The sequence below is a fragment of the Streptomyces sp. HUAS ZL42 genome (assembly GCF_040782645.1).
Lineage (GTDB): Bacteria > Actinomycetota > Actinomycetes > Streptomycetales > Streptomycetaceae > Streptomyces.
The window spans coordinates 7,940,159-7,965,358 of the sequence record NZ_CP160403.1 but is presented as its reverse complement, the minus strand read 5'-3'; the positions used below and the strand labels follow the sequence as shown (position 1 = coordinate 7,965,358).

Genomic DNA, 25,200 nt, shown 5'->3' with positions numbered 1-25,200 from the left:
GCCCATATGAGACGTTGATGTCTCACTACGGGCATGCGTGACTCATTCCCCATGGCCCGAGGGGAGCTGTCAGTGCCAGGGGAGCTGCCCGCGCCGCTCCCAGTACGCCTCCGGGTCCTCGACGAGCGCGGAGAGCCGGTCCAGCTGGTCCTCGTCCAGGTCCACGACCGCCGCGTGCAGGTTGGAGGCGAGCTGGACGGTCGTCGCGGCGCCGGAGAGGACGACCCCGGCCCAGGGCCGGCGAAGGATCAGGGCAAGGGCCACGGCATCGCAGCCGAGGGAGGTTTCGGCGGCCACGCTCTTCAGGGCGTCCGGCGCGTACGGATCCGCCAGACGTCCGTTGGCCATGCCCTCCTTGACGATCACCGTGAGTCCGGCGTCGTGCGCCTCGGCGAGGGCGGGCTCGGCGGAGGTCTCCAGGACGTTGTACGTGGACTGGACGGTACGGAAGAGGGGCTCGCCTTCGACCGTGACGGCGAGTGCCGCGCGGATGGCGTCCGCCTGCGCGGGGCCGCTGGTGGAGAAGCCGATCGTGGTGCCCTGGGCGGCGGCTTCCGCCAGCTTCGCGTGGAGTTCCTTGTCGGTGAGGGCCGGGCTGTCCGGGGTCACCGAGTGGATCTGGTAGAGGTCGAGGCGGTCGCCGAGCAGGGCGGCGGTCTCGGCGCGCTGACGTTCGTACGTCTCCAGGCCGTGGTCCTTGACCTCGTGCCGCTCGGCGTCGGCGGACCAGTCCGCCGTGTAGGTGTAGCCCCACTTGCTGCCGATGACGATGTCGTCGACGTCGGGGCGGACGTTCAGCCAGTCGGCGAGGAACTCCTCGGAACGCCCGTAGGAGCGGGCGACGTCGAAGTAGCGCACGCCTTGTGCGTAGGCGGCGTCGAGGAGTTCGTGGGTGCGCTCGCGCAGGGCCTGCACCGTGCGCTCGGCCGGGAGGTCGTCCTCCCGGCCGAGGTTGATGTACCCCGGGCGGCCGACGGCGGCGAGGCCGAGCCCGAGGTGCGCGGTGGGCGTGGTCGCGGCGGCCAGGCGACTGAACGGCATGGCGGCTCCCTGCACGATCGGCGGAGGCGTATCGCGCATCAATCTACCCAGACGCATGCGATTCAGCCCGCTCTGCCAGCCCCGTGCGGTTCAGCCCGCGCTGACGCAGCGCGGCACGAAGGCGGGGTCGGCCGGCCCCTTGCGCCCCAGGGCGCTGAGCACCCACTGCTCGACCAGAGGCGACTTGGGTGCCTGGTCGTGCTCGGTGGTGTCGAGCGGGCAGCGGTCCTGGAGCAGCACGTTGGTCACGTACGAGGCGGGGCCGTTGAGGAAGGCGCTGGTGTACGGGACCACGACCTCGTCGTACCTGGTGGCGATCGCCGTGTAGTCGGGGCCGACGGGGGTCTCGGGGTCGGAGTTGAGGTTCTGGAGGAAGGGGGAGCCGGCGGTCTGGTCGACACAGGAGGGGCAGGCGGTGGCACCGGCCACGAGTGCGAGGGGGTTGGTGGTGCCGTGGTTGGAGGGGACGATGCCGACGAGGTCGTCGACCTTGGTCGCGCCGCCGAGGAACTTGACGTAGTAGCGGGGCATCATGCCGCCCTGGCTGTGACCGACGATGTCGACCTTCTTTGCGCCGGTCGCACCGAGCACGGCGTTCACGAAGTCGCGCAGCTCGGCCGCCGAGTCCGGGATCGGGGCGGTCTCCAGGCCGCCGTACTCGAACGAGAAGACGCAGTAACCGGCGTCCGCGAGCGCGGGCGACAGGGTCAGCCAGTTCTCGTACGAGGTCTTGAAGGTGCCGTTCACCAGGACGACGGGTTGCGGATGGGCGGAGTCCGGCTTGCAGGACCAGGCGTTGGCCCCGGGTGGCGGGGTGTCCGCGGCGTCCGCCGGGGCCGTGAGGCCGAGGGCACAGAGCGCGGCCACCGCGGTGACGGCGAGGAGGCGGGCGGTTCGTCTGGTACGTCCTGCGTGCATGACGTCCCTTTCATGCTCGGCTTCCGTCGACCGACGTTCGGCAATGCCGACCGACTGGCCGGAATACTTACCTCCGGGTAGGAAGAAGTCCAGGTTTCGGACAGTGGCCGATTTCCATCTGCCATCGAGCGGTCGGGGCAGCGCGAAGGGCCCGGACGGAGCGTCCGGGCCCTTCGGCCGACTGAAGTCGGGTGTTCCTAGGCCTGCTTGGCCGTTGCCCACGCGTGCTGCGCCGCCACGTCCGCCTTGACCTCGGCCAGCTGGACGGCGACCGCGCTGGGCGCCGTACCGCCACGGCCGTTGCGGGAGGCGAGGGCGCCGGGGACGTTGAGGACCGAGCGGACCTCGGGGGTCAGGTGGACGGAGATCTTCGCGAACTGCTCGTCCGTGAGGTCGTCCAGCTCCTTGCCCTCGGCTTCGGCGACCTTGACGCACTCGCCGGCGACCTCGTGCGCGACCCGGAAGGGGACGCCCTGCTTCACCAGCCACTCGGCGATGTCGGTGGCGAGCGAGAAGCCGGCCGGGGCCAGTTCCTCCATGCGCTCGCGGTTGACGGTGAGGGTCGCCATCATGCCGGTGAAGGCGGGGAGGAGGACCTCCAGCTGGTCGCAGGAGTCGAAGACGGGTTCCTTGTCCTCCTGCAGGTCGCGGTTGTAGGCGAGGGGCAGGGCCTTCAGGGTGGCCATGAGACCCGTCAGGTTGCCGATCAAGCGGCCCGACTTGCCACGCGCCAGCTCCGCGATGTCCGGGTTCTTCTTCTGCGGCATGATCGACGAGCCCGTGGAGAACGCGTCATGCAGGGTCACGAAGGAGAACTCCTTCGTGTTCCAGATGATGACCTCCTCGGCGATCCGGGAGAGGTTCACGCCGATCATCGCCGTGATGAAGGCGAACTCGGCGACGAAGTCACGGGAGGCGGTGCCGTCGATGGAGTTCGCGGAGCTGCCGTGCTCGAAGCCGAGGTCCTTCGCCACCGCCTCGGGGTCCAGACCCAGGGAGGAACCCGCCAGCGCGCCCGACCCGTACGGTGAGACGGCCGTCCGCTCGTCCCACTGGCGCAGGCGTTCGGCGTCCCGGGACAGAGACTGCACGTGCGCGAGGACGTGGTGGGCGAAGAGGACCGGCTGGGCGTGCTGGAGGTGGGTGCGGCCGGGCATCGCCACGTCCGGATGGGCCTCGGCCAGGCCGATCAGAGCGTCCTGGAGCTCGGCGATCAGGCCGCCGATGACGCGGGCGTGGTCCCGCAGGTACATGCGGAAGAGGGTGGCGATCTGGTCGTTCCTCGACCGGCCCGCGCGCAGCTTGCCGCCGAGGTCGGGTCCCAGGCGCTCCAGCAGGCCCCGCTCCAGGGCCGTGTGGACGTCCTCGTCGGCGATCGTGCCCACGAAGGAGCCGTCGGCGACGTCCGCTTCGAGCTGGTCGAGCCCGGCGATCATCCGCGTCAGTTCGTCGTCCGTGAGCAGGCCCGCCTTGCGCAGCACGCGCGCGTGGGCACGCGAGCCGGCGATGTCGTAAGGCGCCAGCCGCCAGTCGAAGTGGACGGACGCGGACAGCCTGGCCAGGGCCTCGGCGGGACCGTCGGCGAAACGGGCGCCCCAGAGCCGTACGTCACCGCTGTTGCTGCTCACTTGCTGCGCTCCTCGGAGGGTGTCGATGTGCCACCACTTGACATGCATGAGTATGCAGAGCTCTGCATGATTCGTCAATTTCGATGGGTGGCCGCCACGAATTTGAAGACTCTTTGAACACGCGAAACCGCTTGCTCGTACCTCTCGCCGAACGCAGGCGCCGCGTTTGTCAACGACGAACACCCCCGACACGAGTGAGGCATCCGCATGTCCAGGGCCCTTCCGAAGTACAACAAGCGCCGCGTCGCGTTCATCGGCGGTGCCGCCGCGGTGGTGCTGACCGGCGCGGTCATCGCCAACACCGCTCTCGCCGGGGAGACCTCCAAGAGCAACGGCACGAACGCGAAGACCCTTGCCGACCCCGGCACCATCACGTGCCCGGACGTCGCCTCGCAACTTCCGGAGATCCCAGCCTCCGCCCAGGCCGAGATCGACCGCAACCTCGCCCTCCTGCAGACCCAGATCGACGAGGCCAACAAGCGTCTCGTCGACACCGTCGGCCAGGGCGGCCCCAACTTCGTCCAGAACGCCATCCTCGGCCCGCTCGAGAACAAGCGGATCGCCACCGTCAACCGCATCGCCACCGCGATCGGCCGCACCGCCGAGAAGCCGCAGGGCCTCGACGCGCTCGCGCCCTGCACCCTCAACGCCGCAGGCGCGGCCGGCGCGGGCGAGGAGGCCGGAGCGGGTGCCGAGGCCGGCGCCGGCGAGGAGGCCGGTGCGGGCGAGGAGGCGGAGGCCACGCCGAGCGCGACGGCCACGGACGCCGCGGAGGGCGCGGAGGGCGGTGCCGCGGACGAGGCGGGGAACGCCGGCGTCGGCACGATCAGTTGCCCGGACGTCGCCTCTCAGCTCCCGGCGATCCCGGCCTCCGCCCAGGCCGAGGTCGACCGCAACCTCGCCCTGCTCCAGACCCAGATCGACGAGGCCAACAAGCGTCTCGTGAACACCGTCGGCCAGGGCGGCCCCAACTTCGTCCAGAACGCCATCCTCGGCCCGCTCGAGGACAAGCGCGTCTCCACCATCGACCGCATCGCCATCTCGATCGGCCGCACCGCCGAGAAGCCGCAGGGCCTGGACTCGCTGGCCGCCTGCACGCTCAACAAGTGACCTGACAGATGCTGTGGCCGCCCCGACAGAACGCCGGCGGGGCGGCCACGGGCGCACCCCCGAGCGCAGCCCGGCAATTCCTTAGACACCCGAAAGGCTTTCCCCGATAATCGTTAGACATGGGAAAGACCTATGAGCGCATAGACGGCAGGCTCCGTACGTTCATCGAGGAGCAACCCCTCTTCTTCACCGCCACCGCTCCCCTCTCCGGCGACGGCACGGTCAACCTCTCCCCCAAGGGGCTCAAGGGCTCCTTCGCGGTGCTCGACGAACTCACCGTGGCCTACCTCGACTTCGCCGGCTCCAGCGCCGAGACGATCGCACACCTGCGCGAGAACGGCCGGATCACGCTGATGTGGTGTGCCTTCCAGGGGCCGCCGAACATCGTGCGGGTGCACGGCCACGGGGAGGCGGTCTTCCGCGACGATCCGCGCTTCAAGGAACTCCTCACCCGTTTCCCGGACATCGACCCGTCCTCGCACGGGCTGCGCGCGGTCATCGTCGTGACGGCCGAACTCATCCGCGACTCGTGCGGGTACGCGGTGCCCTTCATGACGTACGACGCGGACCGTGACCTGCACGGCAAGCGGTTCGCGCGCGAGGACGACGAGTCGCTCAGCGAGTACTTCGCCAAGAAGGACCACATCGCCACCAGCCTGGACGGCCTACCCGGGCTGCCGTTGCCGCTGCCGCCCTCTACCGTCTGAGCCATGCGCCCCGGTGCCGTCGCCGCCCTCGCCTCCCTGTCCCTGCTCATGCTCGCAGCCGCTCCCGGTGGCGCGGTCCCCGGGCCGCTTCCCGAGCGCATGGCGGACACCGGCGGCGGCAGACAGTTGATCACCGCGGTCGCCGCCGGCACGGGTTCGACGTCGGGCACGCTCACCTGGTGGGACCTGCGGAACGGGCACTGGGTGAAGGCCGGTTCCGCGAGGGCCCGGTTCGGCGCGAAGGGGCTCGTGGAGGGAGCCTCGCGCAGGCAGGGGACGAACACGACGCCGACCGGACTGTACGGCCTTCCGTTCGCCTTCGGGGTGGAGGCGCCGCCGCGGGGGACGGTGTACCGGTACCGGCGGGTGCACCAGGACTCCTGGTGGTGCCAGGACAACGGCTCCCGGTCCTACAACCGGTGGACCGAGCCCCGTCCGGCGGACTGCCGTGCGACCGAGTCCGAGCGCCTGGTCTCTTACCGGACGCAGTACGCGCACGCGCTGGTGATGGGGTTCAACTACGGGGAGCCGGTGCGGGGGCCGCGGAGCCGGCATCTTCTTGCATGTCAACGGTCGGGGGGCTACGGCTGGTTGTGTGTCGGTCACGAGGGATGCGATGCGGCGGATTCTGCGGTGGGCCGATCCTGGGCGGAAGCCGCATATTGCCGTGGGGACGGTGAGCGGGTCCACGGCGATCACCCGGTACTGAGATCTCCTCTAATCAACCGTCAGCCGCACAGTGAACGTCGTCGAGCCCGCCGCGCTCTCCAGGCTCACACTCCCCCCATGCGCCTCCACGACCGCCGCCACGATCGACAAACCCAGGCCCGCGCCGGCTCCCGAGCCCTCCGTGCGGCGACGGTCCGCCCGGGTGAAGCGTTCGAAGACTTTGGGCCGGATGTCGGCGGGGACGCCTGGGCCGTCGTCGTGGATGTTCAAGGTCGCCGTCGTCCTGTCCGTCTCAAGGGACACCGTCACCTCGGTGCCGACGGGGGTGTGCAGACGCGCGTTGGCCAGCAGGTTCGCCAACACCTGTTGGAGACGGTGGGCGTCGCCGGTCACCGTCACCGGCTCCTCGGGCAGTTCCAGCAGCCAGCGGTGGCCGGGGCCGGCGGCCCTCGCGTCCGTCACCGCGTCCAGGACCAGGCGGGTCAGGTCGACGGGGAGGCGTTCCAGGGGGCGGCCGGCGTCCAGACGGGCCAGGAGGAGCAGGTCGTCGACCATCTCACCCATGCGGGACGACTCGGCGGCGATACGTTCCAGGGCGCGCGTGACCTCCGGTGGGACCGGGCCCGGGTGCAGCAGGGCGAGTTCGGCGTGCCCGCGGACCGACGCGACGGGAGTGCGCAGTTCGTGGCTGGCGTCGGCCGCGAAGCTGCGCAGCCGTTCCTCGCTGGCGTGCCGTTTCGTCAGCGCGTCCTCGACATGGCCCAGCATCCGGTTGAAGGCACCCGCCACGCGGCCCACCTCGCTGCGCGGGTCGGACTCGGGCGCGCGCGGGGGCAGGGCCACCTCACCGCTGGCAAGCGGGAGTTCGCTGACCCGGGTGGCGGTGGCCGCGACCCGGCTCAGCGGCCGCAGCGACCAGCGCACCCACAGTGCGCCCGCGACGCCGGCGAGGGTGAGGGCCGCGCCGAAGACGATTCCGGCGACCAGTTCGAGGCGGTGGACGGTGGCCTGCACGGGTTCCAGGGGCAGACCGGTGATCAGGACGTCGCCGTCGAGGCCCTTCGTCGCGAGGACCCGGTAGTCGCACAGGGCGGAGATGTCGACGCTGTGGCCCCTCCCGTCGACCGGGACCGCGGCGAGCCGCCTCTCGTCCCGGGCGGTCAGGGTGACGTCGACGATGCCGGTGGACCGGACGACCGCCGCGTTGGTGGCCGTGCCGTCGACGAAGCGGGCGCCGAAGGTTCCCGTCGCCTGTCTGCGGTCGTCGCCGAGCTCGTCGCCGTCGTGGTCGTCCGGCAGCTTGCCGTCGTGTTCCAGGCTCGCCGCGAACCGGGCCCCGACCTCGCCGAGCTGTTCGTCGAGGCGGCTGGTGAGGAATCCGTTCAGCTCGACGACGGCGGCGACGCCGACCGCCGCGCAGCTGATCGCCAGCAGCACCACGAGGCCGACGGTGAGCCGGGCCCGCAGGGTGCGCGGCCGCGGCAGTCGTGGCCTCACCGGGTCACCGGCTTGAGCACGTACCCGGCTCCGCGCACCGTGTGGATCATCGGCCGGCGCCCCGCGTCCACCTTCTTGCGCAGGTAGGAGATGTACAGCTCCACGACATGGGCGCGGCCGCCGAAGTCGTACGACCACACCCGGTCGAGGATCTGTGCCTTGCTGAGCACCCGCCGCGGGTTGCGCATGAGGAAGCGCAGCAGCTCGAACTCGGTCGGCGACAGCTCGATCAGCTCGCCCGCCCGGGTCACCTCGCGGGCCTCTTCGTCCATGACCAGGTCGCCCACGGTCAGCCGCGGGCCCTCCTCCTGCTGGCGGGCCATACCCGCGCGGCGCAGCAGTCCGCGCAGCCGGGCGACGACCTCCTCGAGGCTGAAGGGCTTGGTGACGTAGTCGTCGCCGCCCGCCGTGATGCCGGCGATGCGGTCCTCGACGGCGTCGCGGGCGGTGAGGAAGAGGACGCAGACGTCCGGCTTCACCCCGTGCAGGGAGCGCAGCACGGCGAAGCCGTCGGTGTCCGGGAGCATCACGTCCAGGACGACCGCGTCGGGCATCAGCTCGCGGGCGGCCGCGAGGGCCGCGGCTCCGTCGCCGGCCGTGCGCACCTGCCAGCCCTCGTAGCGCAGGGCGCCGGAGAGTACCTCGGCGAGGTCCGGGTCGTCGTCGACGACGAGGACGCGCAGCGGGGTGCCGTCGGGGCGGGTGAGGGCGGGGCGGCCGGAGCGGGTGGTGTTCATCGCCCTACCAGGATCACCCCTCGCGGCAGCGGCGTGCGGCCGCGCAGGCTCTGAATTTCCTCTGAGTCCGCTCAGCGAGGTGCGGATTCAAAGGGTGCTGAGAGGTTCCACCCGCACAGTGGCGTCCGGGAACGGAGAAAGGACACACACATGACCACCGTGTACGAGCGGCGGACGGCACCGCCCGTGCTGCCTGCGCCCCGGCGCTCACCCGCGGGCCCGGTGCTCGCCGTGCTGTGGGCCGGGGCCGCGGCCGTGCTCGCCCTGTGGTGGTCCGGCACCGGCTCCGTGGTGGGTACGGCGGGATGGCTGACCGGGGCCGGGCGGATCGCCGGTCTGCTGTGCGGGTACACCTGCGCGGTGCTGGTCGGTCTGATGGCACGGGTGCCGCTGCTGGAGCGGCGGATCGGCTCGGACCGGGTGGCGCGCTGGCACGCCATGGCCGGCCGGTACACGGTCTGCCTGCTGGTCGCGCACATCGTGCTGATCCTCGCCGGGTACGCCGCCCAGGACCGCGCCTCGTTCTGGCACGAGACGGTCACCGTGATCCTTGACTACCCGGAGATGCTGAAGGCCACCGCCGGCACGGCGATCCTCTTCGCTGTCGGCATCACCTCGGCCCGGGCCGTGCGCCGCCGGACCAGCTACGAGTTCTGGTACTACGTGCACCTCCTCACGTACGCCGCCGCCTTCCTCGCCTTCGGCCACCAGCTGGCCCTCGGCAACGACTTCACCGGCAACACGGCGGCCACCGCCGCCTGGTACGTGCTGTACCTGGGCGTCGCGGCCCTCGTGGTGTGGTTCCGGATCCTCGCCCCCGTACGGCTCAACCTGCGGCACCGGCTTCGTGTGGAGTCCGTGCACAGGGAGGCGCCGGGCGTGTACTCCGTCGTCGTACGCGGGCGGCGGCTGGACGAACTCGGTGCGCGGGCCGGGCAGTTCTTCCGCTGGCGGTTCCTCGCCCAGGGCATGGGCCGGACCTCGACGCCGTACTCCCTCTCGGCGCCGCCCCGGCAGGACCTGATGCGGATCACGGTGAAGGCGCTCGGCGGGCACAGCGCGGCCGTGGCGCTGCTGCGGCCCGGCACGCGGGTGTGGGCGGAGGGGCCGTACGGGGCGCTGACCGCCGACCGGCGCACCGCGCACAGGTCCCTGCTGATCGCGGGCGGGGTCGGCATCACCCCCCTGCGGGCGCTGTTCGAGACGCTGCCCGGCGACGTCACCCTGCTGTACCGGGCGCGGACGGCCGAGGACCTCGCGCTGGGCGGGGAGTTGGAGGCCGTCGCGCGCTGGCGCGGGGCGCGGGTGCTGTACGCGCTCAACGGGCCGGGCGGGGAGCGTCCCGACCTCACGGCCGGGTCGCTGAGCGCGGCCCTTCCCGACCTGTCCGAGCACGACGTGTACATCTGCGGTCCGCACGGCTTCGCCCGGGACCTGTACCAGGAGCTGCGCGCCGCCGGTGTGCCGGACCGCCGTATCCACCACGAGTCCTTCGAACTGTGAGGCCCGAGACGTGCACGCCCTGAAGAAGAACCGTCCGCTGCGCCGCATCGTGCTGGCGAGCGCCGCCACCGTCTCCGGGATGGTGCTGCTGCTGTCGCTGAAGCCGCACACGAGCCCGGCCGTCGCCGTGAACTCCCCTGTTTCGTCGAGTAGTTCGGGCACATCCAGTGCCACCGGCACCAAGACCGTCACCGGCGACTCCGTCCAGACCCGCTGGGGCCCCGTCCAGGTGAAGATCACCGTGCAGGACGGCAGGCTCACGGAGGTCACGGCGGTCACCTATCCCCAGGAGAATCCGCGCGACCAGCAGATCAACGCCTACGCCATTCCCGAACTGCGGCGCGAGGCACTGGACGCCCAGAGCGCGGACATCGACACGGTCTCCGGGGCGACTTACACGAGTGACGGTTACCGCCAGTCACTCCAGTCCGCACTGGACTCCGCGGGGCTCTGAACACTCCCGAGTTTCGGCACGTATCTGTGGGCCAAGGGTGCCGTACCCACGGAGGAACCGTGACCACCACGCTCGCAGGCGGCCGTGCCGCCCGCCGCCAGACGATGCGCCGCATCCGCCCGCGTCGCTCGCCCGCCGTCCCGCTGCTGATCGCCGTATGGGCGGGTGCGGCGGGCGTGTTGTGGCTGTGGTGGCACAACACGCCGTCCATCGCGGACGACAACGGCAAGATCCTGAACGCCGGGCGGATCACCGGCATGCTCGCCGGGTATCTGATGGCGCTCGTCGTGCTCCAGATGGCCCGCGTGCCCGCCCTGGAACGCCGGGTGGGCTCCGACCGGGTCGCCCGCTGGCACGCGATGAGCGGCCGCTACACGCTCTGCCTGGTCATCGCGCACGTCTTCCTCACCATGTGGGGCTACGCGCTGCAGGCCGGCAAGTCGCTCGGCGACATCGTCCAGCAGACCATCGACTCCATCAACCAGCTGCCGGACATGGGCAAGGCCGCCATCGGCACCGGTCTGCTGTTCGTCATCGGGCTGGTGTCGATCGGCGGAGTGCGGCGCAGGCTGCCGTACGACACCTGGTACCACATCCATCTGATGACGTACGCCGCGGTGTTCCTGACGTTCTGGCACCAGATCACCACCGGCAACGAGTTCGCCGTCGAACCCACCGCGAAAACCGTCTGGTACGGGCTGTACGGCACCGTGACCGCGCTCGTGGTGTGGTACCGCATCCTCACCCCGATCCGGCTGAACCTGCGTCACCGCATGTTCGTCGAGGCGGTGATCGAGGAGACGCCGGGCGTCGTGTCGGTGCTGATCGGCGGGCGCAAACTGCACCGGATGGGCGCGGAGGCCGGGCAGTTCTTCCGCTGGCGGTTCCTGGCGCCGGGCATGCGGTTCAGCTCGCACCCGTACTCGCTGTCGGCGGCGCCCCGCCCCGACATGCTGCGGATCACGGTGAAGGCGATCGGCGACCACAGTGCCCGCCTCCGCGAGCTCACGCCCGGCACCAAGGTCTGGGCCGAGGGCCCGTACGGCGCGATGACCGCCCAGCGGCGCAGCCGCGGCAAGGTGCTGCTGGTCGCGGGCGGCGTCGGGATCACCCCGATGCGGGCGCTGTTCGAGACGCTGCCCGGCGCGTCCGGTGACATCACGCTGCTCTACCGGGCCAACAGCACACAGGACCTGGCACTCTGGGACGAGCTGGCGAAGATCGCCGACGAGCGCGGCGCCCGGCTGATGTACGCGGTGAACAGCCCGGACGGGGAACGCCCCGACATCTCGGCGGAGTCCCTGCAGCGGAAGATCCCGGACATCGACCGCCACGACGTCTTCATGTGCGGGCCGAACGGCTTCGCCCAGGGCGTGTACGACGCACTGCGCGGCGCGGGGGTCCCCGCCCGCCGTATCCATCACGAGTCGTTCGAGATGTGAGCGACGGGAACGCAAGGGAATCGACGGGAATGACCAGCGACAGGAATCTGGAGCGATGAAGAAGAGCCACCCCATCCGCCGCGTTGTGCTCGCCACCGCCGCCACCGTGTCCGGGATCGTGCTGCTGCTGTCGCTGAAACCGGCGTCCGACCCGGCCTCCGCGTCGGCGGCGGGCGTGGCCCCGCAGCAGACGGCGGCGGCTCAGGAGTCGGCCCAGGGAGGGGCCGGGGCCGCCGCCGCCGGAACGGTCACCGGTGACGCGACGCAGACCCAGTACGGGGTCGTGCAGGTCCGGCTGACCGTGAGCAACGGGAAGATCACCCAGGCCGAGGCGGTCCAGGCGCCCAAGGGCGGGCGCAGCGACCAGATCACCGCGGACGCCGTGCCCAAGCTCAATCAGGCGGCGGTCGCCGCGCAGAGCGCGGACATCGACTCGGTGTCCGGGGCGACGTACACGAGCACCGGGTACAAGCAGTCGCTTCAGTCGGCGCTGGACAAGGCGAAGGCGAGCGCCGGTTCGTCCTCGCAGGACTCCGGAAGCGGCCAGGCCGAGGCCCGTACCGTCACGGGCAGCGTGGCCCAGACGCAGTACGGTCCGGTCCAGGTCCGCATCACCGTCAGCGGTGGGAAGATCACCAAGGCGGAGGCGGTTCAGGCCCCGTCCGGCGGGACCAGCTCCCAGAAGACCGAGCTGTCCATACCCAAGCTCAACCAGGAGGCGGTGGCGGCCGGCAGTGCCGACATCGACTCGGTGTCCGGGGCCACGTACACCAGCACCGGCTACAAGCAGTCCCTCCAGTCGGCCCTGGACCAGGCCGGTGGCTGACACGGTGGCCGAGTCCGCAGAAGCTCCCGCCGCGGTACGTCTCGCGGAGGAGGTCATGGGGACCGTCTTCTCCTTCGACGTCCGCGGCGGGGACCCCGGGGCGGTCCGGGCGGCACTGGAAGAGGCGGTCGCCGGGCTGCACCGGGTCGACGAGGTGTTCAGCACGTACCGCGAGGACAGCCAGGTCTCCCGGCTGGCGCGCGGGGAGCTGACCGTCGAGGAGTGCGATCCCGAGGTGGCCGAGGTGCTGGAGCTGGGCGCCGAGGCGGAGCGGGTGAGCGAGGGCTGGTTCAGCACGTCGTACGAGGGGCGCACGGACCCGACGGGGATCGTCAAGGGCTGGGCCGCGGAGCGGGCGGCACGGACGGTCGCGGCGGCGCGGGGCGTGAGCGGGGTGAGCGTCAACGGTGGCGGGGACGTGCAGTTGCTGGGCGTGCCGGGGGCTGCGCGGCCTTGGCGGGTGGGCGTGTCGGATCCCCTGCGTCCGGGCGGGCTGGCGGCGGTGATCTCCGCGGCGGGTGCGGACGAGCTGGCGGTGGCGACGTCCGGGACGGCTGAGCGGGGGGCGCACATCGTGGATCCGCGGACCGGGCGGTCGGCGGTGACGGATCTGGTGGCGGTGACGGTGGTGGCGCCCCGTCTGACGTGGGCGGACTGCTGGGCGACGGCGGCGTTTGCGATGGGGTCGCGGCAGGGGTTGCGGTGGTTGGAGTCGCTGCCGGACGTCGAGGCACTGTTGATCACGGCCGGGGATGAGGTGCGGTGCACCGGGGGGTTGGCGGCGCGGCTGGGGTGAGCGGTCACCGGCTGCAGTGTGCGGCGCGGGCCGGCTGCTACTCCCCAGGGGCGCGGGGAACTGCGCGGCCAGCCACGCACCGGCCCGCACTCGGCGAACCGCAGTCACCCCACCCCTCAATGGCCGTTCTGAGCCAGTCGCAGCAGGTGGTCCGCCAACGCCTGTCCTCCGACCGGATCCCGGCTGATCAGCAGCAACGTGTCGTCACCGGCGATCGTGCCCAGGATGTCGTGCAGTTCCGCCTGGTCGATGGCGGAAGCCAGGAACTGGGCCGCGCCCGGCGGGGTGCGCAGAACCACGAGATTCGCCGAAGCCTCCGCGGAGATCAGCAGCTCCTGCGACAGCCGCCGCATCCGCTCCTCCTTCGCCGACCCCCCCAGCGGTGCACGAGGGGTACGGAAACCTCCCTCGCTCGGCACCGCATAGATCAGGTCGCCGTCGGTGTTGCGGATCTTCACCGCGTTCAGCTCGTCCAGGTCCCGGGAGAGCGTCGCCTGTGTGACGCTCAGCCCGTCGTCGGCGAGCAGCTTGGCCAACTGGCTCTGCGACCGCACCGGTTGCCGGTTGAGGATGTCCACGATCCGGCGGTGGCGGGCGGTGCGCGTCTGCGGCACGGCGGGCCCTGAGGCCCCCGGCTGCTCGTGGTCCTGCTCCTGGCTCATCGTCGTCTCATTCCCCGGATCGTCCGTCCCCGTTCGCTGCGTCGAGGATGCCGGGCAGCGCTCCGAGGAACGCGTCCACCACGTCGTCGCCCAGGTTCAGCGCCGGCATCAGCCGTACGACATCGGGGGCGGGCGCGTTCACCAGGAAACCGGCCTCCTGAGCCGCCTGTTGCACCTGTGGCGCGAGCGTCTCGGTGAGCACGATACCCAGGAGGAGGCCCGCGCCCCGGACATGAGCGATCAACGAGTGCCCCAGCGACTCGATTCCGTCGCGCAGCGCGGCGCTCTGCCGCTTGACGTTCTCGAGCAGTCCCTCGTTCGCGATGGTGTCGACGACGGCGAGTCCGGCGGCGCAGGCGACCGGGTTGCCGCCGAAGGTGGTGCCGTGCTGGCCCGGCAGGAGCAGCTCGGCGGCCCGCCCGAAGGCGACGGTCGCGCCGAGCGGCAGCCCGCCGCCGAGCCCCTTCGCCAGGGTCACGACGTCTGGCAGCACGCCCTCGTGGGCCTGGTACTCGAACCAGTGCCCGGTACGGCCGATTCCGGTCTGCACCTCGTCGAGGACCAGCAGCGCACCGGTGGCGGCCGTGATCGCCCGGGCCGCCTTCAGGTAGCCGGCGGGCGGGACCACGACGCCGTTCTCACCCTGGATCGGCTCGATGACGACCAGGGCCGTCTCTTCGGTCACCGCGGCGGCCAGCGCCTGCGCGTCGCCGTACGGCACATGCGTGACGTCGCCGGGCAGCGGCAGGAACGGTTCCTGCTTGGCGGGCTGGCCGGTGAGCGCGAGGGCACCCATCGTGCGGCCGTGGAAGCCCCCCTGGGTGGCGACCATGTGGCTCCGCCCGGTCAGCCGGCCGATCTTGAAGGCGGCCTCGTTGGCCTCGGCACCGGAGTTGCAGAAGAAGACCTTGCCGTCCCGGCCGAAGAGCTGCAGCAGCCGCTCGGCGAGCGTGACGGTCGGGTCGGCCATGAAGAGGTTGGAGATGTGGCCGAGGGAGGCGATCTGCCTGCTCACGGCCTCGACGATCGCCGGGTGGGCGTGGCCGAGCGCGTTGACGGCGATGCCGCCGACGAAGTCGGCGTACTGCTTTCCGTCGGCGTCCCAGACCAGGCTGCCCTCACCGCGCACGAGGGGCAGCCGCGGCGTGCCGTAGTTGTTCATGAGCGCGCCCTGCCATCGCGCGGTCAGCTCCTGGTTGCTCACGACTCCCCCTGTTCGTCCGGCTTTGCGTCGGGCACGACCATCGTGCCGATGCCCTCGTCGGTGAAGATCTCCAGCAGGATCGAGTGCTGGACCCGGCCGTCGATGACGCGGGCGGTGCGCACGCCGCCCCGCACGGCGTGCAGGCAGCCCTCCATCTTCGGCACCATGCCGGAGCTCAACTCCGGCAGCAGCTTCTCCAGTTGGGAAGCGGTGAGGCGGCTGATCACCTCGTCGCTGTTGGGCCAGTCCTCGTAGAGCCCCTCGACGTCCGTGAGGACCATGAGGGTTTCGGCGCCGAGAGCGGCGGCAAGTGCGGCCGCGGCCGTGTCGGCGTTGACGTTGTAGACATGTCCGTCGTCCTGGCTGCGGGCGATCGACGAGACGACCGGAATCCGGCCGTCGGCGAGCAGGGCCTCGATCGCACCCGTGTCGATGTCGGTGATCTCGCCCACCCGCCCGATGTCGACCAGCTCGCCGTCGATCTCGGGCTGGTGCTTGGTGGCGGTGATGGTGTGCGCGTCCTCGCCCGTCAGTCCGACGGCGAGCGGTCCGTGCTGGTTGAGCAGCCCGACCAGCTCGCGCTGCACCTGTCCGGCCAGCACCATCCGTACGACGTCCATGGCGTCCTCGGTGGTGACGCGCAGGCCCGCCTTGAACTCGCTGACGATGCCGTGCTGGTCGAGGGCGGCGCTGATCTGCGGGCCGCCGCCGTGCACGACGACGGGCCGCAGGCCGGCGTGGTGCAGGAACACGACGTCCTGGGCGAACGCGGCCTTCAGCTGCTCGTCGATCATGGCGTTGCCGCCGAACTTGATGACGACGGTCTTGCCGTTGTGCCTGACCAGCCAGGGCAGCGCCTCGATGAGGATCTGGGCCTTGGGCAGTGCGGTGTGCTTACGCGTAGTGCTCATGACGAATAGGCGCTGTTCTCGTGGACGTAGTCGGCGGTGAGGTCGTTGGTCCAGATGGTGGCGGTCTCGGAGCCGGCGGCGAGGTCGGCCACGATGTGCACCTCGCGGTAGCGCATGTCGACCTTCTCGCGGTCCTCGCCGACGCCGCCGTTCTTGCACACCCAGACGCCGTTGATGGCGACGTTGAGCCGGTCCGGCTCGAAGGCTGCCCCGGTCGTGCCGATCGCGGAGAGCACACGGCCCCAGTTGGGGTCCTCGCCGTGGATGGCGCACTTGAGGAGGTTGTTGCGGGCGATGGAGCGGCCCACCTCGACGGCGTCGTCCTCGGTCGCGGCGTTGATCACCTCGACCCTGATGTCCTTGCTGGCGCCCTCGGCGTCGCGGATCAGCTGCTGGCCCAGGTCGTCGCAGACGGCCCGTACGGCAGCGGCGAACTCCTCGTACTCCGGGGTGACTTCGGAGGCCCCGGAGGCGAGCAGCAGCACGGTGTCGTTGGTCGACATGCAACCGTCGGAGTCGACCCGGTCGAAGGTGACCTTGGTGGCGGCGCGCAGGGCCTTGTCCAGGACGTCGCCGTCGAGGGGGGCGTCGGTGGTGAGGACGACGAGCATGGTGGCGAGGCCGGGTGCGAGCATGCCGGCGCCCTTCGCCATCCCGCCGACGGTCCAGCCGTCCTTCGTGACGACGGACGTCTTGTGGACGGTGTCGGTGGTCTTGATGGCGATCGCGGCCTTCTCGCCGCCGTGCTCGCTCAGGGCGGCGGCAGCGGTCTCGACGCCGGGGAGCAGCTTGTCCATGGGGAGCAGTACGCCGATGAGGCCGGTGGAACACACGGCGACCTCGATGGCGCCCCGGCCGAGGACCTCGGCGGCCTTCTCGGCGGTGGCGTGCGTGTCCTGGAAGCCCTTGGGGCCCGTACAGGCGTTGGCGCCACCGGAGTTGAGGACCACCGCGGAGACCTGGCCGCTCTTGAGCACCTGCTCGGACCACAGCACCGGCGCGGCCTTCACACGGTTGGAGGTGAAGACACCGGCGGCGGCGCGGCGGGGCCCGTTGTTGACCACGAGGGCCAGGTCAGGGTTGCCGTTCTCCTTGATCCCGGCGGCGATGCCCGCCGCCGTGAACCCTTTGGCTGCCGTGACGCTCACGGTGCGACTCCGATCGTGGAAAGCCCGGTGGTCTCGTCGAGTCCGAGGGCGATGTTCATGCTCTGGACGGCACCGCCCGCGGTGCCCTTGGTCAGGTTGTCGATGGCGCTGATCGCGATGATGCGGCCGGCGGCGTCGTCGTACGCGACCTGGACCTGAACGGCGTTGGAACCGTAGACGGACGCCGTGGCGGGCCACCGGCCCTCGGGGAGGAGGTGCACGAAGGGTTCGTCGGCGAAGGCCTTCTCGTAGGCGGCGCGGACGGACTCCGCGGTGGTGCCGGGGCGCGCCTTCGCGGTGCAGGTGGCGAGGATGCCGCGGGGCATGGGCGCGAGGGTCGGGGTGAAGGAGACGGAGACCGGCTCACCTGCGGCGGCGGAGAGGTTCTGGATCATCTCGGGGGTGTGCCGGTGGACACCGCCGACACCGTACGGCGTCATGGAGCCCATGACCTCGCTGCCCAGCAGGTGGGGCTTGGGCGCCTTGCCCGCGCCGGACGTGCCGGAGGCGGCGACGATCACGGACTCGCTCTCGGCGAGCCCGGCGGCGTACGCCGGGAAGAGGGCGAGCGAGACCGCGGTCGGGTAGCAACCGGGCACCGCGATGCGCTTGGACCCCTCCAGCGCAGCGCGGCCGCCCGGCAGTTCGGGGAGGCCGTACGGCCAGGTCCCGGCGTGCGGCGATCCGTAGAACCTCTCCCAGTCGCCCGCGTCCTTCAGCCGGAAGTCGGCGCCCATGTCCACGACCAGCACATCCGGTCCGAGCTGCTCGGCGACGGCGGCGGACTGTCCGTGGGGAAGCGCGAGGAAGACCACGTCGTGGCCGGCGAGGGCCTCGGCGGTGGTCTCCTGCAGCACACGGTCGGCGAGCGGCAGCAGGTGGGGCTGCAGCGCTCCGAGCCGCTGGCCCGCGTTGGAGTTGCCGGTCAGGGCACCGATCTCGACCTCGGGGTGCGCCAGGAGCAGACGCAGGACCTCTCCGCCCGCGTACCCGCTCGCTCCGGCCACCGCCGCACGTACCGCCATGTCACCCTCCTCCTGGATGGCACGACTATACGTTTCGCTGCATGTTTATGCAATCCTGGGCAGTGTCCACCCTCGGCAGCGCGATCAAGCGGGTCGACCACGAACGTCACCGGGACCGCCACCGCCGAGGCGAAGAGGCGGGCGAACCGGCTCCCGGCATGCACGCGCCGACGTCTCCGCGCGGTCGACGAGCACGCGGACCACGCCGCGTACACGCCGCTTGACCTGGAGTGCGCTCCAGGTCCTACCGTCTCGGTCATGACCGACAACGACGCCATGTCCCGTGAAGACCGTTTCGCCCACGGCCTGGAAGTCCTGAGGAAGGTCGACGGCGAGGCCGGGCAGCGGGTCCTCGACTCCCTCTCCGACATCAGTCCGGAGCTCGGCCACCAGGTCGTCGCCTGGGCCTTCGGCGAGATCTACGACCGGCCGGGGCTCGCCCCGCGCGACCGTCAGCTGGTGACACTGGGCATGCTCACCGCGCTCGGCGGCTGCGAACCCCAGCTGGAGGTGCATGTGAACGCGGCCCTCAACGTGGGGCTCACGCCCGAGCAGATCACGGAGGCACTGCTGCACTCCGCCGTCTACTGCGGCATGCCGAAGGCGCTCAACGCCACCTTCGCCGCGAAGAGGGTGTTCGCCGAGCGCGGGCTGCTGCCGCTCGGACAGCAGCCCGCGGACCCGGCTCCGGCTACCCCTGCCTGATCCGCAGGAACGTGATGGAGTTCGCCGGGAAGGTGTAGGTGAACTTGGCCGCGACCCCGGAGAGGGTGGACGTCACCGGGGTGACCGGCGAGTCCGTCTCGGTGTTCACGTCGGCCGGGTCGGCGGCCAGCGTCGTCACCCGGGCGGTGGAGGCGACCTTGGCGCCGCCCAGGTCGATCGCCGTACGGGCCGCCGCCGACTGGGCGTTGACGACCTTGACGATCAGGTCACCGGTCGTCGCGTCCTTGGTCACGACCTGGCGGAACGGCTCAGCCGGCTTGTCGTCGGTGAAGCTGCCCCACTCGTTGCCGTCCAGGTACAGGGTGACCTGGCGGCCGCGCACCTTGATGTCGATGTCGTAGGCACGGCCCGTCTCGATCGACCCCGCCTTGGTGATCAGTGTGCCCTTGCCGCCGTCCACGGCCTGCTCGACGGCGGACTGGGTGTTGCCCCAGCCGCCCAGGTTCCACCAGTAGTAGTTGCCGGTGTCCTTGACGCCGAAGGCGACGAGGAAGCCCTCCCTGCCGGACTTCTTGGTGGCCTTCACGTGCAGGTCGTAGTCGTGCCAGGACGGGTCGCCCGCCTGGACCATGGTGTTCTCGGCGGCGGCGTCCGTCTGGACGTACTGCCCGTCCTGGATCGACCAGCTGCCGCCCCCGGTGTGCGTCCACTTCGAGGCGTCACCGGAGAAGTCGTCGCTGAGCAGCGTCGAGCCGTCCGCGGCGGTGACCTTCACGTCGTCGTACGCCGCGCTGGTGGCCCACGTCGACAGACCGACGGCACCCGTGATGGGGCCGCTGACGTTCGGCGTGACGGTCGACCTGGACGGGACGACGCGGTCGCCGACGTTGGTCATGAACAGCTTCTGGACCTCGTAGTTGGCCGAGTTCCAGGAGGCGCGGTTGTTGAACCAGATCAGGTCCGGCCGCCACTGCACATAGTCCTCGTTGGCGAACAGCGGGGCGTACGAGGCGAGTTCGACGACGTCCGCGTTGCGCTCCAGGCCGGTCATGTACGCGGCTTCCGCGAGGCCGTTCTTCCAGGCGTTGCCCTGCGAGGCGTACTCGCCGAGGAAGACCTTGGGGCCGTTGCGGTCATAGGAGTCGTAGCGGTCGTTGTTCTGCAGGAACCAGTTCGGGCTGTTGTAGTAGTGCTCGTCGACCATGTCGACGTTCGCCTCGCGGTTCAGCTTCCATGCGGTGTCGAAGGTCGTGCCGGAGTCGTCCGGGCCGGAGTTCGAGATGACCGTGATGTCCGGGTGCTTGTCCTCGATGGCGGCGCGGAACTGCTTGAAGCGGGCGAAGAACTCGTTCGGGAGGTTCTCCTCGTTGCCGACCTCGATGTGAGTGAGGTGGAAGGGCTTGGGGTGGCCCATCTCGGCGCGGACCTTGCCCCACGTGGAGGTCGCCGGGCCGTTGGCGAACTCGATGAGGTCGAGGGTGTCCTGGATGTGCCGCTTGAGCAGCGCGTCGTCGTCGACGGCCTTGTTCTGGCCGCAGCCGGTCACCAGGGCCGGCACGACGGGCAGCGGCATGGCGCCGATGTCCTCGGAGAGGCGGAAGTACTCGTAGTAGCCAAGGCCGTAGCTCTGGTTGTAGCCCCAGAAGTTGGCGTTGGTCGCACGCTGTTCGACCGGGCCGATGGTGTCCTTCCACTGGTAACTGCGCTTGCGCTGCCAGCCGGAGGCCTCGCTGTAGTCCTGCATGGACCCGGTGTTGACCAGGCAGCCACCGGGGAAGCGCACGAAGCCCGGGTGCAGGGCGGCGATCTTCTCGGCGAGGTCCTTGCGCAGGCCGTTCGGCTCGTTCTTGTACGTGTCGCGCGGGAACAGCGACACCATGTCGACGGCGGCCGCGTTCGTGGAGGCGACGGTGAGGCGGCCGCGGTTGCTGGTGCGGGTCGCGGTGAAGGTGACCTTGTACTTGGTCCAGCCGCCCTTGACGGCCACCTGGCGGGCGGTCGCCAGAGTGCCGGCGGCGTCCTTCAGCGTGACGGTGAGGTCGGTGCCGGTCTCGGAGCGGGCCCACACCGAGAAGTCGTACTTCTTGCCCCCGTCGACGCGAATGCCGGTGTTGTAGCCGGCGTTCGTGACGGACGAACCGGCGTCCAGGGAGAGGTAGTTGCGGTTGCGGGCGTTGAGGCGGCCGTCGTCGTCCACGACCTGCGCGGTGCCGTCGACCGTCCAGGAGGTCAGCGGCGTGTAGGACCGGTTGTCGGCGGTGGAGTACTCGAAGGATCGGTTCTGCACGAGCTCGGCGTACAGCCCGCCGTCGGCGGCGCGGTTGATGTCCTCGAAGAAGACGCCGTACATCGTGTCGTCGATCTGCGCACCCTTGGCGGTCGGGTCGACGGTGATCGCGTAGTCGGTGACGTCCTCGGCGTGCGCGGGCGCGGGGAGGAGTGCGGTGGCCGCCAGGAGGGCGGTGGCTGTGAGACCGAATCTCCAGCGGGTGGTGCTGCGTGACATGGATACTCCGCGACTCAAAGGGCTGGTTCGAAATATCGGACGATGATCAGCACTTCGAACGGCAAGATAGAGAGGGGGTCTGAAGTCGTCAATGGGGCGTGCGGCAGCGGAAGTTTCGGGGAGCGGGACGGAATGGGCGAGTTCTGGCCGGTACCGGACGTACTCACGTACCTCGCGGGACGGTGGCGGGTCGAGCGGTCGGTGCGGGACCTCGCGAGCGGCGACGGGGGCCGTTTCGAGGGGATCACCGAGTTCGGCCCACTGAACGGCGAGGCCGGTCTCCTCCACCACGAGTCCGGCACCTTCACCTGGCGGGGCGTCTCCCGGCCCGCCGAGCGGACCCTGCGCTTCCTTCCCGCCGGCGCGCCCGGCACGGCGGACGTGCGGTTCGCGGACGGACGCCCCTTCCATGACCTGGACCTGACGACGGGGTGGCACACGGCCGACCACCCATGCGCGGCGGACCTCTACCGGGGCGAGTTCACCGTCCGGGACGCGGACCACTGGCGCGCGGTCTGGCACGTTCGCGGCCCGGCGAAGGACCTCGTCCTCACCACCGACTACGTGCGCGAGGGCTGAGCGGCCCCGTCGAAGCGGAGGTTCCAGCGGCCCGCGTGGCCGGTGACGGTGGTCGTCGACAGGGGGCGTATGTCGATGTTCCAGTACGTCGCCGGCGGCGCCTTGAGCACGTACACCAGGGCGGCGCGGATCACGGAGGGTTCGGCGACGGCGACGACGCGGCAGCCGTCCTCGACGGGCCGGGTGTCGAGCCAGCCGCCGACGCGGGTGATGAAGGCGAGCAGCGACTCTCCGCCGTGCGGGGTGGCGCGCGGGTCGGCGAGCCAGGCGTCCACCGCCTCCGGTTCACGGGCCATCGCCTCGCCGAGCGTGAACCCTCGCCAGCGACCCATGTCGCAGTCCCGCAGGGCGAGTTGGACGAGCGGGGCGTATCCGAGTGCGTCCCCGGTGGCGCGGCTGCGCGGCGTGGGCGAGCAGTAGCGCAGGTCGGCGGCGGCGAGCGGCAGCAACTCGTGGGCCACCCGCTGCACCTCGTTCCAGCCGGCGAGCTCCAGCGGCCGGTCGTCCTGGAAACGCTCCGCGAGCAGCGGGGAGCTGCGCGCGGTCGCTACGAACGTGACCCGAAGTGCCATGCGGCGATCGTGAGCCGCGAAAGTCCGCAGGTCAAGGGGCGTTGCATGGGAGTTACCCAGGGTTGACGAAACCTTACTTCAAGGTCCGGACCTGACCGACAAGTCACCAGAAAGGGAGCGTCATTCACCGGTCGAGGAGCGGCCGCGGTCCGCACGGCTACGGTTCGTCATGCCGAACGGTGTCCGGGGAGGATCTCGTCGCAGGCCGTGCGCAGCCGTCGTACCCCGTCCGCGATCTCCCCCGCCCCCGCCACCGCCGCGAAGCTCAAGCGCAGATGGGGGGCCGGGGGTTCGGCGCTGAAGTACGGGCGGCCGGGCGTGACGGCCACGCCCGAGCGCAGGGCGGCCGCCGTCAGCGCGGTCTCGTCCGTGCCGTCGGGCAGGCGCAGCCAGAGGTGGTAGCCACCGGACGGGACGTGCGGCAGGACGAGTTCGGGGAGGTGGCGGCGCAGGGCGGTGGTCAGGGCGTCACGGCGGCTCTTCAACTCGGCCGAGAGCGCCCGCAGGTGGCGCGGCCAGGCGGGCGAGCCGACGAGTTCGAGGGCCGCCTCCTGCAGCGGGCGGGGCACGAAGAAGGTGTCGACGACCTGGATCGCGCGCAGGCGTTCCAGGACGGGACCGCGGGCCGCGAGCGCGCTGACCCGGAAGCTGGGCGAGGTCGCCTTGGTCAGGGAGCCGACGTGGACGACGACTCCGTCGGGGTCGTCGGCGGCGAGCGGGCGCGGCAGCGGTCCGGCGTCCGCGTGCACCAGCCGTCGTACGAAGTCGTCCTCGACGACGAACGCGCCCGCCTCGCGTGCGATGCGCAGCACCTCGCCGCGCCGCTCGGGGGCGAGGACCGCTCCGGTCGGGTTCTGGAACAGCGGCTGGCAGACGAAGACCCGGGCGCCGGTCGCCCGGAACGCGTCGGCCAGCAGCGCCGGTTTCACCCCGTCCGCGTCCACGGGGACGGGCACGGGACGCAGGCCCGCCGCGCGGGCGATGGCCAGCATGCCCGGATACGTGGGCGACTCGACGAGCACGGGCGTGCCGGGCGGCGCCAGTGCCCTGAGCGCCGTCGTCAGTGCCGACTGGCCGCCCGCCGTGATCAGCACCTCGGCCGCGGTGACGCCCCCTCCCGGTCCTGCGATGCCGCGCGCGAACCACTCGCGCAGCTCCGGCAGCCCCTCCATGGGCGGCCGCCCCCAGGCGCCCGGCCGGCGCCCCGCGCGCGCCAGGGCCGCCGACATGGCCCGCTCCGGCTGCAACGAGGGATGCAGATAGCCGCCGTTGAACTCGATCACGCCGGGCGGTGGAGCCGCCAGCGAGACCAGCACGCCTGAGGCGTCCACCGAGCGTGGTACGAGATCGGAGGCCCCGTCCGCGCTGAGGGCGACCTCCTGCCAGGAGGTGTCCCCCGCGGGGGCGACGACCGCTCGGGACCGGGCGGCGCGGAAGGCGCCCGCACCGGGCCGGGTGACCACCAGCCCCTCGGCGGCCAGCTGTGCGAGGGCGCGCGACACGGTCACCGGACTCACCCGGAAGCGCTCGACAAGGGACCGGCTCGACGGGAGCTTTCCACCAGGAGAGTAGCGGTCGAGCTCTTGCCGCAGCCGATCCGCCAGTTCACCCACGCTGCTACGCTCTTGCATGAAGACACAGAGTAGCGCTATTGCCCCGCCCCGGATAGCAGTCACCGCCCCGCGCGAGCGCCCCGGACTCGGCACCCTCCAGGCCGCCCTGGGCGTCGTCGCCTTCTCGCTCACGTTCCCCTCCACCGCCTGGGGCCTGGAGGGCTTCGGACCCTGGTCCCTGGTCGCCGTGCGCAGCGTCCTCGCCGCACTGATCGCGGGAGGCTGTCTGCTCGCGCTGCGTGTACCGCTCCCCGACCGCCGCCACCGGGCGGGCCTCGCGGTCGTGGCCGCCGGGGTGGTCCTCGGCTTCCCCCTGCTCACCACGCTCGCCCTGCAGACCTCGACCACGGCCCACGCCGCCGTCGTCGTCGGGCTGCTGCCGCTGACCACCGCGCTCTTCTCCGCGCTGCGCGTCGGCACCCGCCCCTCCCGCACCTTCTGGGCGGCGGCGGTGGCGGGCGCGGTCGCGGTGCTGGCGTTCACCGTGCAGCAGAGCGGGGGCGCGCTCACGGCCGCCGACGGGTACCTGTTCGCCGCGCTCGTGGTGTGCGCGGCCGGCTACACCGAGGGCGGCCGGCTGGCCCGGGTCATGCCGGGCTGGCAGGTGATCGGCTGGGCGCTGGTGCTGTGCCTGCCGCTCACCGTGCCCGCCGCCGCGCTCGCGCTGTCGTACGAACCGGTACGGCTGAGCGCCCACAGCGTGGCCGGCCTGCTGTGGGTCGCGGCGGGATCGCAGTTCCTCGGACTGCTCGTCTGGTACCGCGGCATGGCGGCCATCGGCATCCCGAAGGCCAGCCAGTTGCAGTTGGCGCAGCCGCTGCTCACACTGGTGTGGTCGGTGCTGCTGCTGGGCGAGCACCTGACAGTGGCCGCCCCGCTGACGGCCGCGGCGGTCCTCGTCTGTATCGCCGTCACCCAGCGGGCGCGTGGCTGAGTGGGCCGTACGGCCCACTCCCCACCGCCGCCCCGCGCCGTAGACTCAAGGC

General features: G+C 71.1%; 23 protein-coding genes and 1 pseudogene. 11 read left to right on the top strand and 13 right to left on the bottom strand.

Features of this window, described 5'->3' with window-relative positions; all coding sequences use genetic code 11:
• Nucleotides 1-69 precede the first annotated feature (69 nt).
• The 3 genes from ABZO29_RS36290 to argH form a co-directional block, all read right to left on the bottom strand.
• On the bottom strand, nucleotides 70-1,041 hold the full coding sequence (locus tag ABZO29_RS36290; protein ID WP_367324434.1) for an aldo/keto reductase: 972 nt from the start codon (nucleotides 1,039-1,041) through the stop codon (nucleotides 70-72).
• 90 nt (nucleotides 1,042-1,131) lie between these two features.
• Nucleotides 1,132-1,959: an alpha/beta fold hydrolase gene (locus ABZO29_RS36285; RefSeq protein WP_367324433.1), complete on the bottom strand. Its 828-nt coding sequence runs from the start codon at nucleotides 1,957-1,959 to the stop codon at nucleotides 1,132-1,134.
• A gap of 197 nt (nucleotides 1,960-2,156) precedes the next feature.
• The gene (argH, locus tag ABZO29_RS36280) at nucleotides 2,157-3,587 is read right to left on the bottom strand and encodes an argininosuccinate lyase (protein ID WP_367324432.1); all 1,431 of its coding nucleotides are present in this window, start codon (nucleotides 3,585-3,587) and stop codon (nucleotides 2,157-2,159) included.
• Between the two features lie 207 nt (nucleotides 3,588-3,794).
• Between argH and ABZO29_RS36275 the strand changes: the two genes are divergently transcribed.
• The 3 genes and pseudogenes from ABZO29_RS36275 to ABZO29_RS36265 all read left to right on the top strand — a co-directional run bounded on the left by ABZO29_RS36275 (nucleotide 3,795) and on the right by ABZO29_RS36265 (nucleotide 6,113).
• The gene (locus ABZO29_RS36275) at nucleotides 3,795-4,697 is read left to right on the top strand and encodes a hypothetical protein (RefSeq protein ID WP_367324431.1); all 903 of its coding nucleotides are present in this window, start codon (nucleotides 3,795-3,797) and stop codon (nucleotides 4,695-4,697) included.
• A 119-nt stretch (nucleotides 4,698-4,816) separates the two neighbouring features.
• Complete coding sequence (locus tag ABZO29_RS36270) at nucleotides 4,817-5,404, top strand: pyridoxamine 5'-phosphate oxidase family protein (RefSeq protein ID WP_367324430.1); 588 nt, start codon at nucleotides 4,817-4,819, stop codon at nucleotides 5,402-5,404.
• A gap of 3 nt (nucleotides 5,405-5,407) precedes the next feature.
• Nucleotides 5,408-6,113, top strand: a pseudogene (locus tag ABZO29_RS36265) (L,D-transpeptidase).
• An 8-nt stretch (nucleotides 6,114-6,121) separates the two neighbouring features.
• Here ABZO29_RS36265 and ABZO29_RS36260 read toward each other — a convergent pair.
• Together ABZO29_RS36260 and ABZO29_RS36255 are read right to left on the bottom strand one after the other, a co-directional pair.
• A complete protein-coding gene (locus ABZO29_RS36260) occupies nucleotides 6,122-7,570 on the bottom strand; it encodes a sensor histidine kinase (protein WP_367324429.1) in 1,449 nt (482 codons plus the stop codon).
• Entirely contained in the window at nucleotides 7,567-8,307 is a 741-nt protein-coding gene (locus ABZO29_RS36255; protein WP_367324428.1) for a response regulator transcription factor, read from the bottom strand. Before ABZO29_RS36255 ends, ABZO29_RS36260 begins: the two co-directional genes overlap by 4 nt.
• 150 nt (nucleotides 8,308-8,457) lie before the next feature.
• Here ABZO29_RS36255 and ABZO29_RS36250 point away from each other — a divergent pair, with 150 nt between their 5' ends.
• Genes ABZO29_RS36250 through ABZO29_RS36230 form a run of 5 tightly spaced genes read left to right on the top strand, consistent with a single transcriptional unit; the run spans nucleotide 8,458 to nucleotide 13,328 of the window.
• Nucleotides 8,458-9,810 carry a ferric reductase-like transmembrane domain-containing protein gene (locus ABZO29_RS36250; RefSeq protein ID WP_367324427.1) on the top strand — a complete coding sequence of 451 codons (1,353 nt, stop codon included), beginning with the start codon at nucleotides 8,458-8,460 and terminating at the stop codon, nucleotides 9,808-9,810.
• A 10-nt stretch (nucleotides 9,811-9,820) separates the two neighbouring features.
• Nucleotides 9,821-10,264, top strand: a complete 444-nt coding sequence (locus ABZO29_RS36245; protein ID WP_367324426.1) for an FMN-binding protein — start codon at nucleotides 9,821-9,823, stop codon at nucleotides 10,262-10,264.
• A gap of 59 nt (nucleotides 10,265-10,323) precedes the next feature.
• Entirely contained in the window at nucleotides 10,324-11,706 is a 1,383-nt protein-coding gene (locus ABZO29_RS36240; protein ID WP_367324425.1) for a ferric reductase-like transmembrane domain-containing protein, read from the top strand.
• A 55-nt stretch (nucleotides 11,707-11,761) separates the two neighbouring features.
• The gene (locus ABZO29_RS36235; RefSeq protein WP_367324424.1) at nucleotides 11,762-12,532 is read left to right on the top strand and encodes an FMN-binding protein; all 771 of its coding nucleotides are present in this window, start codon (nucleotides 11,762-11,764) and stop codon (nucleotides 12,530-12,532) included.
• A 55-nt stretch (nucleotides 12,533-12,587) separates the two neighbouring features.
• A complete protein-coding gene (locus tag ABZO29_RS36230; RefSeq protein ID WP_367326335.1) occupies nucleotides 12,588-13,328 on the top strand; it encodes an FAD:protein FMN transferase in 741 nt (246 codons plus the stop codon).
• 116 nt (nucleotides 13,329-13,444) lie between these two features.
• Here ABZO29_RS36230 and ABZO29_RS36225 read toward each other — a convergent pair whose 3' ends face one another.
• Genes ABZO29_RS36225 through argC form a run of 5 tightly spaced genes read right to left on the bottom strand, consistent with a single transcriptional unit; the run spans nucleotide 13,445 to nucleotide 18,278 of the window.
• Nucleotides 13,445-13,990, bottom strand: a complete 546-nt coding sequence (locus tag ABZO29_RS36225) for an arginine repressor (RefSeq protein ID WP_367324423.1) — start codon at nucleotides 13,988-13,990, stop codon at nucleotides 13,445-13,447.
• Between the two features lie 7 nt (nucleotides 13,991-13,997).
• Nucleotides 13,998-15,194, bottom strand: coding sequence for an acetylornithine transaminase (locus ABZO29_RS36220; RefSeq protein WP_367324422.1), 1,197 nt, complete (start codon nucleotides 15,192-15,194; stop codon nucleotides 13,998-14,000).
• Nucleotides 15,191-16,105, bottom strand: coding sequence for an acetylglutamate kinase (gene argB / locus ABZO29_RS36215; RefSeq protein WP_367324421.1), 915 nt, complete (start codon nucleotides 16,103-16,105; stop codon nucleotides 15,191-15,193). The genes ABZO29_RS36220 and argB overlap by 4 nt, the downstream gene beginning before the upstream one ends.
• Nucleotides 16,102-17,253, bottom strand: coding sequence for a bifunctional glutamate N-acetyltransferase/amino-acid acetyltransferase ArgJ (gene argJ, locus ABZO29_RS36210; protein WP_367324420.1), 1,152 nt, complete (start codon nucleotides 17,251-17,253; stop codon nucleotides 16,102-16,104). Before argJ ends, argB begins: the two co-directional genes overlap by 4 nt.
• Nucleotides 17,250-18,278, bottom strand: a complete 1,029-nt coding sequence (gene argC / locus ABZO29_RS36205; RefSeq protein WP_367324419.1) for an N-acetyl-gamma-glutamyl-phosphate reductase — start codon at nucleotides 18,276-18,278, stop codon at nucleotides 17,250-17,252. Before argC ends, argJ begins: the two co-directional genes overlap by 4 nt.
• A 258-nt stretch (nucleotides 18,279-18,536) precedes the next feature.
• Here argC and ABZO29_RS36200 point away from each other — a divergent pair, with 258 nt between their 5' ends.
• The gene (locus ABZO29_RS36200) at nucleotides 18,537-18,983 is read left to right on the top strand and encodes a carboxymuconolactone decarboxylase family protein (RefSeq protein WP_367324418.1); all 447 of its coding nucleotides are present in this window, start codon (nucleotides 18,537-18,539) and stop codon (nucleotides 18,981-18,983) included.
• Here the strand turns inward: ABZO29_RS36200 and ABZO29_RS36195 are convergent.
• Complete coding sequence (locus tag ABZO29_RS36195; protein ID WP_367324417.1) at nucleotides 18,970-21,450, bottom strand: alpha-L-arabinofuranosidase C-terminal domain-containing protein; 2,481 nt, start codon at nucleotides 21,448-21,450, stop codon at nucleotides 18,970-18,972. The two genes, ABZO29_RS36200 and ABZO29_RS36195, sit on opposite strands and share 14 nt — an antisense overlap.
• Before the next feature lie 132 nt (nucleotides 21,451-21,582).
• Here ABZO29_RS36195 and ABZO29_RS36190 point away from each other — a divergent pair, with 132 nt between their 5' ends.
• Nucleotides 21,583-22,029, top strand: coding sequence for a DUF6314 family protein (locus ABZO29_RS36190; RefSeq protein WP_367324416.1), 447 nt, complete (start codon nucleotides 21,583-21,585; stop codon nucleotides 22,027-22,029).
• Here the strand turns inward: ABZO29_RS36190 and ABZO29_RS36185 are convergent.
• Nucleotides 22,011-22,601 (bottom strand): histidine phosphatase family protein, encoded by a 591-nt coding sequence (locus tag ABZO29_RS36185; protein WP_367324415.1) that lies wholly within the window; start codon nucleotides 22,599-22,601, stop codon nucleotides 22,011-22,013. The two genes, ABZO29_RS36190 and ABZO29_RS36185, sit on opposite strands and share 19 nt — an antisense overlap.
• Before the next feature lie 167 nt (nucleotides 22,602-22,768).
• On the bottom strand, nucleotides 22,769-24,232 hold the full coding sequence (locus tag ABZO29_RS36180; RefSeq protein WP_367324414.1) for a PLP-dependent aminotransferase family protein: 1,464 nt from the start codon (nucleotides 24,230-24,232) through the stop codon (nucleotides 22,769-22,771).
• Between ABZO29_RS36180 and ABZO29_RS36175 the strand changes: the two genes are divergently transcribed.
• A complete protein-coding gene (locus ABZO29_RS36175; protein ID WP_367324413.1) occupies nucleotides 24,231-25,148 on the top strand; it encodes a DMT family transporter in 918 nt (305 codons plus the stop codon). The genes ABZO29_RS36180 and ABZO29_RS36175 overlap by 2 nt on opposite strands.
• Nucleotides 25,149-25,200: the final 52 nt, after the last annotated feature.

Excerpts from the sequence above, each read along its gene's own strand:
- ABZO29_RS36235 (WP_367324424.1), top strand. The coding sequence starts at position 11,762 with ATGAAGAAGAGCCACCCCATCCGCCGCGTTGTGCTCGCCACCGCCGCC.
- argB (WP_367324421.1), bottom strand. The coding sequence starts at position 16,105 with ATGAGCACTACGCGTAAGCACACCGCACTGCCCAAGGCCCAGATCCTC.
- ABZO29_RS36225 (WP_367324423.1), bottom strand. The coding sequence starts at position 13,990 with ATGAGCCAGGAGCAGGACCACGAGCAGCCGGGGGCCTCAGGGCCCGCC.
- ABZO29_RS36175 (WP_367324413.1), top strand. The coding sequence starts at position 24,231 with ATGAAGACACAGAGTAGCGCTATTGCCCCGCCCCGGATAGCAGTCACC.
- ABZO29_RS36255 (WP_367324428.1), bottom strand. The coding sequence starts at position 8,307 with ATGAACACCACCCGCTCCGGCCGCCCCGCCCTCACCCGCCCCGACGGC.
- ABZO29_RS36195 (WP_367324417.1), bottom strand. The coding sequence starts at position 21,450 with ATGTCACGCAGCACCACCCGCTGGAGATTCGGTCTCACAGCCACCGCC.
- ABZO29_RS36270 (WP_367324430.1), top strand. The coding sequence starts at position 4,817 with ATGGGAAAGACCTATGAGCGCATAGACGGCAGGCTCCGTACGTTCATC.
- ABZO29_RS36185 (WP_367324415.1), bottom strand. The coding sequence starts at position 22,601 with ATGGCACTTCGGGTCACGTTCGTAGCGACCGCGCGCAGCTCCCCGCTG.
- ABZO29_RS36230 (WP_367326335.1), top strand. The coding sequence starts at position 12,588 with ATGGGGACCGTCTTCTCCTTCGACGTCCGCGGCGGGGACCCCGGGGCG.
- ABZO29_RS36290 (WP_367324434.1), bottom strand. The coding sequence starts at position 1,041 with ATGCCGTTCAGTCGCCTGGCCGCCGCGACCACGCCCACCGCGCACCTC.
- ABZO29_RS36190 (WP_367324416.1), top strand. The coding sequence starts at position 21,583 with ATGGGCGAGTTCTGGCCGGTACCGGACGTACTCACGTACCTCGCGGGA.
- ABZO29_RS36285 (WP_367324433.1), bottom strand. The coding sequence starts at position 1,959 with ATGCACGCAGGACGTACCAGACGAACCGCCCGCCTCCTCGCCGTCACC.
- ABZO29_RS36180 (WP_367324414.1), bottom strand. The coding sequence starts at position 24,232 with ATGCAAGAGCGTAGCAGCGTGGGTGAACTGGCGGATCGGCTGCGGCAA.
- argC (WP_367324419.1), bottom strand. The coding sequence starts at position 18,278 with ATGGCGGTACGTGCGGCGGTGGCCGGAGCGAGCGGGTACGCGGGCGGA.
- ABZO29_RS36200 (WP_367324418.1), top strand. The coding sequence starts at position 18,537 with ATGACCGACAACGACGCCATGTCCCGTGAAGACCGTTTCGCCCACGGC.
- ABZO29_RS36275 (WP_367324431.1), top strand. The coding sequence starts at position 3,795 with ATGTCCAGGGCCCTTCCGAAGTACAACAAGCGCCGCGTCGCGTTCATC.
- ABZO29_RS36250 (WP_367324427.1), top strand. The coding sequence starts at position 8,458 with ATGACCACCGTGTACGAGCGGCGGACGGCACCGCCCGTGCTGCCTGCG.